Source organism: Amycolatopsis sp. SID8362, assembly GCF_010550475.1.
Lineage (GTDB): Bacteria > Actinomycetota > Actinomycetes > Mycobacteriales > Pseudonocardiaceae > Amycolatopsis > Amycolatopsis eburnea.
Genome location: NZ_JAAGNB010000588.1, coordinates 1 through 4310 on the forward strand (window position 1 = coordinate 1; position 4310 = coordinate 4310).

Here is a 4310-nt window from a genome sequence, read left to right on the forward strand (position 1 = left end):
CAGCCAGCGCCCGGCCGGACCGCCGACGGCGACGAAGGTGCCCGCGCGCTCGAGGATCCGGCGGCAGGCGAACACCGACCGGCCGCCGGCGATGTCCAGCACGAAGTCGTACCGGCGGCCGCTGCGCGTGAAGTCCTCGGTGCGGTAGTCGACGACGTGCCCGGCGCCGAGCGAACGCACGAGGCCGGCGTTGGCCGCGCCGCACACGGCGTCGACGTGCGCGCCGAGCGCCTTGGCCAGCTGGACGGCGAAGGTGCCGACGCCCCCGGAAGCGCCGTTGACCAGGACCCGCTGCCCCGGCGCCACGCCGCGCAGGGAGAGCAGGGCGGTGACGGCGGCCATCGGCATCGTCGCGGCCTGCTCGTGCGACAGGTTCGCCGGCATCGGCGCCAGCAGGTCTTCGGGCACGCACACGTACTCGGCGTGAGCGCCGCGCGGCAGCAGGGCGTACACGTCGTCGCCGGGTGCGAACCGCGTCCCGGCCGTCTCGACCCGGCCGGCGAGGTCGCAGCCGAGGATGCCGGGCGCCGGGCGGACCCCGAAGCCGCCGGGCATCAGACGTGCCACGCGGGGCTCGCCTCTCAGGAAGTGCCAGTCGTACGGGTTGACCGATGTGGCGTGGACGCGGACGAGCACCTCGCCTTCCGCGGGCACCGGATCGGGGACGTCTTCCCAGGTCAGACTGTCGGGCGGGCCGTACACACGCTGAACGAGGGCCTTCATCGCATCTCCCTTACGTTGTAAGTCGTACGCTGTAAGGTAGCTCCGGGCCGGACGTGGGGTCAAGGCAGACTTACGTTGTACGATCTTGCGCGTGACCACCGAAGCCCGGATCCCGCTGAGCCGGGAACGCGTCCTGCGCACGGCCGTCGCGCTCGCCGACGAGCACGGCCTGCCCGCGGTGACCATGCGCCGGCTCGCGGAGGAGCTCGGCGCCGAGGCGATGTCGCTCTACTACCACGTCGCCAAGAAGGAAGACGTTCTCGACGGGATCGTCGACGTCGTGGCCCAGGAGATCAACGAGGCGGTCGCCGCGCTCGAAGCAGGCCCGGACTGGAAGCTGACGGCCCGGCGGCGCATCCTCACCGCCCGCGAAGTGTTCCTCCGCCACCGCTGGGCCCCGGCGCTGTTCGGGCCGCGGTCGTCGACCAGCCCGGCGGTGCTGAAGTACTACGACAACCTGGTCGCCTTGATGCGCGAAGGCGGCTTCTCGTACGACCGGATCCACCACGCGCTGCACGCGCTCGGCAGCCGGGCGCTGGGGTTCAGCCAGGAGCCGTTCGACCCCGGGCCGGGCGCGTCGGCCCAAGTCCCGCCGGAGGTGGTCGCGCAGCTGCCGAACCTGGTGGCCATGCTGAGCGAGATCGCCCACGACGACCCGGATTCGACGCTGGGCTGGTGCGACGACCAGGCGGAGTTCGAGTTCGGCCTGGACCTCGTCCTCGACGGGCTGGACCGGGTGCGGTAGTCCACCAGGTGGGACACCCCGGCACACCGGAGCAGAATCGGCGGGGTGTCACGACCACTGCGGAAGCTCGGCTTCCTGACCATCGGCCTCTTCGACGCGGCCGACCCGCGACGGGGGCACGAGTCGACCCTCGAGATCATCGAGCTGGGTGAGCGGCTCGGCTTCGACAGCGCCTGGGTGCGGCACCGCCACCTGCAGTACGGCATCTCCTCGCCGGTCGCCGTGCTCGCCGCCGCGTCGCAGCGGACCAGCCGGATCCACCTCGGCACCGCCGTCATCCCGCTCGGCTGGGAGAACCCGCTGCGGCTCGCCGAGGACCTCGCCACCGTCGACCTGCTCTCGGGCGGGCGGCTCAACCCCGGGCTCAGCGTCGGGCCGCCGATGCGGTGGGACGACGTCAAGCAGGCCCTCTACCCGGACACCGCCGACGCCGAGGACTTCTCCTACGACCGGGTGGAACGGCTGCTCGGGTTCGTGCGCGGCAAGCCCGCCACCGGGTTCAGCGGCACGCAGGGGTTCGAGGTGTTCTCCGACCGCGTGCAGCCGCAGGCACCCGGGCTCGGCGACCGCCTCTGGTACGGCGGCGCGAGCCTGCGCTCGGCCGAGTGGGCGGGCAAGCACGCGATGAACTTCCTGACCAGCAGCGTGGTCAAGGCCGAAGGCGACAGCACGGACTTCGCGGAAATCCAGCTGTCGCACATCAAAGCGTTCCGCGCGCACCACCCCGACGGCGAGGCCGCCCGCGTCTCGCAGGGCCTGGTCGTGATCCCGACCGACAGCGCGACGCCGGAGCAGCGCGCGAAGTACGAGGAATACGCCCGGAACCGGCTGCCGCGCACGGCCGAACCGCAGGGTCCGGCCCGGATGCTCTTCTCCCCCGACTTCGTGGGCACGTCGGCCGAGATCGCCGAACGGCTCCACGCGCACGAGGCGTTCCGCGAAGTCGACGAGGTGGCTTTCGCCCTGCCGTTCACCTTCGACCACGAAGACTACGTGCAGATCCTCACCGACATCGCGGAACGCCTCGGCCCGGCGCTGGGCCGGAAACCCTGACCTACTACTTGGTGGTGCCAGGGGTCAGCACCTTGTCGATCACGAAGACCGTGGCGTTCTTCGTGGGGATGTTGCCGCACAGGATCTTCGCGCCGTTGACGGTCAGGTTCTCGCCCGAGCCCTCGATCTTCAGCGGGCCGCCGGCGGTGTTCAGCGTGTCGAGCGAGCCCGCGGCCGCGAGGCCCTTGGCGTCGTAGCGCTTGCCGACGACGTGGTACTGCAGGATCGGCGCCAGCTCGGCGGGCTTGCCCGCCAGCTCGGCGAACTTGGCGTCACCCAGCGCGGCGAACGCCGGGTCGGCCGGAGCGAACACCGTGATGGCCTGCTGGCTGTTGAGCGTGTCGACCAGGTTGGTGGCCTTGACCGCGGCCACCAGCTTGGTCAGCAGCGGGTTGGTCGACGCGGCCGAGGCGACCGGCTGCGGACCCATCGAGTCCAGCGAACCGGGCGCGGAACCCTGCGGCAGCTGGGAACAGGCGGGGCCGAAGACGTCCGCGTTGGTGGTCACGCCGTCCGCGGCAGCCGCACTGGACGATGGCGCCGCCATCGACGACGACGGCGCCATCGAGCTGCTGGAGCTGCCCGACGAAGCGGTGTCGCTGCTGCTGCACGCGGTCAGCGAAAGGGCGGCGACAGCGGCGACGCCGATTCCGGCGACACGAAGCTTGGTCACGAAAATCACTCCTACAATCAGCTTGGGACTTCTTCTTGACCGGTATTCGGACCTGCCCGTGAATCGGATGGGCGCCCATCGGGTGATTCAGCTCACCGCGCGGTGAAAGCGATGCTGTGCCACCCGGTCGCGCCGTCGGGAACGGTACCGGCGCGCATTTCGGTCTGCGTGTACCCGCTTCGGTCGGTCGCCCGGCAGACGACCTGGTGCCCACCGGGCTTGGCGTCGAACTCGATCCACCACATGCGCCAGGTTTCGAGGTTGACTTCGTGCGACAGCACGGCTTCCTGCCACGGACCGCCGTCGATCCGCACCTCGACCTTCGCGATCCCGGTGTGCTGCGCCCAGGCAGTCCCGGCCGCGCGAACTTTCCCCGAGGGCACGGTTTCGAAACCCTTCGGCGTGTCGATCCGCGATTCCGTCTTGATCGGCGCTTCCCGGCCCCAGCCGCGTTTCAGCCAATAGGCCTGGCGCGCCCGCCAAGTCGTCACTTCGAGGTCGGTCACCCATTTCGTGGCCGACACGTACCCGTACAAGCCGGGGATGACGAGTCGCGCGGGGAATCCGTGTTCGATCGGCAGTGGTTCGCCGTTCATCCCGATGGCGAGCATGGCGCCGCGCCCGCGGTCCATCGCCGCGGCGACCGGGCTGCCCGACGTCCATCCGTCCACACTGGACGAATAGAGCTGTTCGGCGCCGGGGCGCACGCCGGCCTCTTCCAGCAGGTCGGCCAGGTCGACGCCGAGGAAGTTCGCGGTGGACACGTAGGTGCCGCCGACTTCGTTGGACACGCAGGTCATCGTGATGGTGCGCTCGACGAGCGGCCGGTTCCGGATGTCGCCGTAGCGGTACCGGATTTCGCGGTCCACCATGCCGTGCAGCCGCAGGCTCCAGTCTTCGGTGCGGACCTGCGGGACGGACAACGCGGTGTCCACGCGGTAGAAGTCGGCGTTAGGGGTGACGAAGGTGGGCGTGCCGAGCTTGGCGAAGTCCGCGTCGGCCGGGATCACCGGCGCGGTGCGCACCGGGACCAGCCGCCCGACCGCCTCCCGCGACGACGCCGCGTCCCGGCTGCCGGCGAGCAACTGCCCGCCGATCCCCGCGACCCCGGCCCCG

General features: G+C 70.7%; 6 protein-coding genes. 3 read left to right on the forward strand and 3 right to left on the reverse strand.

The genetic code is table 11. The features are described 5' to 3' along the window. Positions 1-723 (reverse strand): NAD(P)-dependent alcohol dehydrogenase (locus G3I65_RS18520; RefSeq protein ID WP_160697221.1); only part of this gene is annotated, 723 nt, incomplete at its 3' end. A gap of 91 nt (positions 724-814) precedes the next feature. On the opposite strand from G3I65_RS18520, the gene G3I65_RS18525 reads away from it, so the two are divergent. Then, on the forward strand, positions 815-1468 hold the full coding sequence (locus G3I65_RS18525; protein WP_160697222.1) for a TetR/AcrR family transcriptional regulator C-terminal domain-containing protein: 654 nt from the start codon (positions 815-817) through the stop codon (positions 1466-1468). Positions 1469-1513: 45 nt separating this feature from the next. After that, positions 1514-2521 carry an LLM class flavin-dependent oxidoreductase gene (locus G3I65_RS18530; RefSeq protein ID WP_160697223.1) on the forward strand — a complete coding sequence of 336 codons (1008 nt, stop codon included), beginning with the start codon at positions 1514-1516 and terminating at the stop codon, positions 2519-2521. Between the two features lie 4 nt (positions 2522-2525). Here the strand turns inward: G3I65_RS18530 and G3I65_RS18535 are convergent, their stop codons facing one another. Then, positions 2526-3140 (reverse strand): fasciclin domain-containing protein, encoded by a 615-nt coding sequence (locus G3I65_RS18535; protein ID WP_309235546.1) that lies wholly within the window; start codon positions 3138-3140, stop codon positions 2526-2528. On the opposite strand from G3I65_RS18535, the gene G3I65_RS58790 reads away from it, so the two are divergent. Further along, entirely contained in the window at positions 3022-3300 is a 279-nt protein-coding gene (locus tag G3I65_RS58790) for a hypothetical protein (RefSeq protein ID WP_309235547.1), read from the forward strand. The two genes, G3I65_RS18535 and G3I65_RS58790, sit on opposite strands and share 119 nt — an antisense overlap. Here G3I65_RS58790 and G3I65_RS18540 read toward each other — a convergent pair. After that, positions 3287-4310, reverse strand: a 1024-nt coding sequence (locus G3I65_RS18540) for a molybdopterin-dependent oxidoreductase (RefSeq protein WP_160697225.1), incomplete at its 5' end; no start/stop codon positions are given. The genes G3I65_RS58790 and G3I65_RS18540 overlap by 14 nt on opposite strands.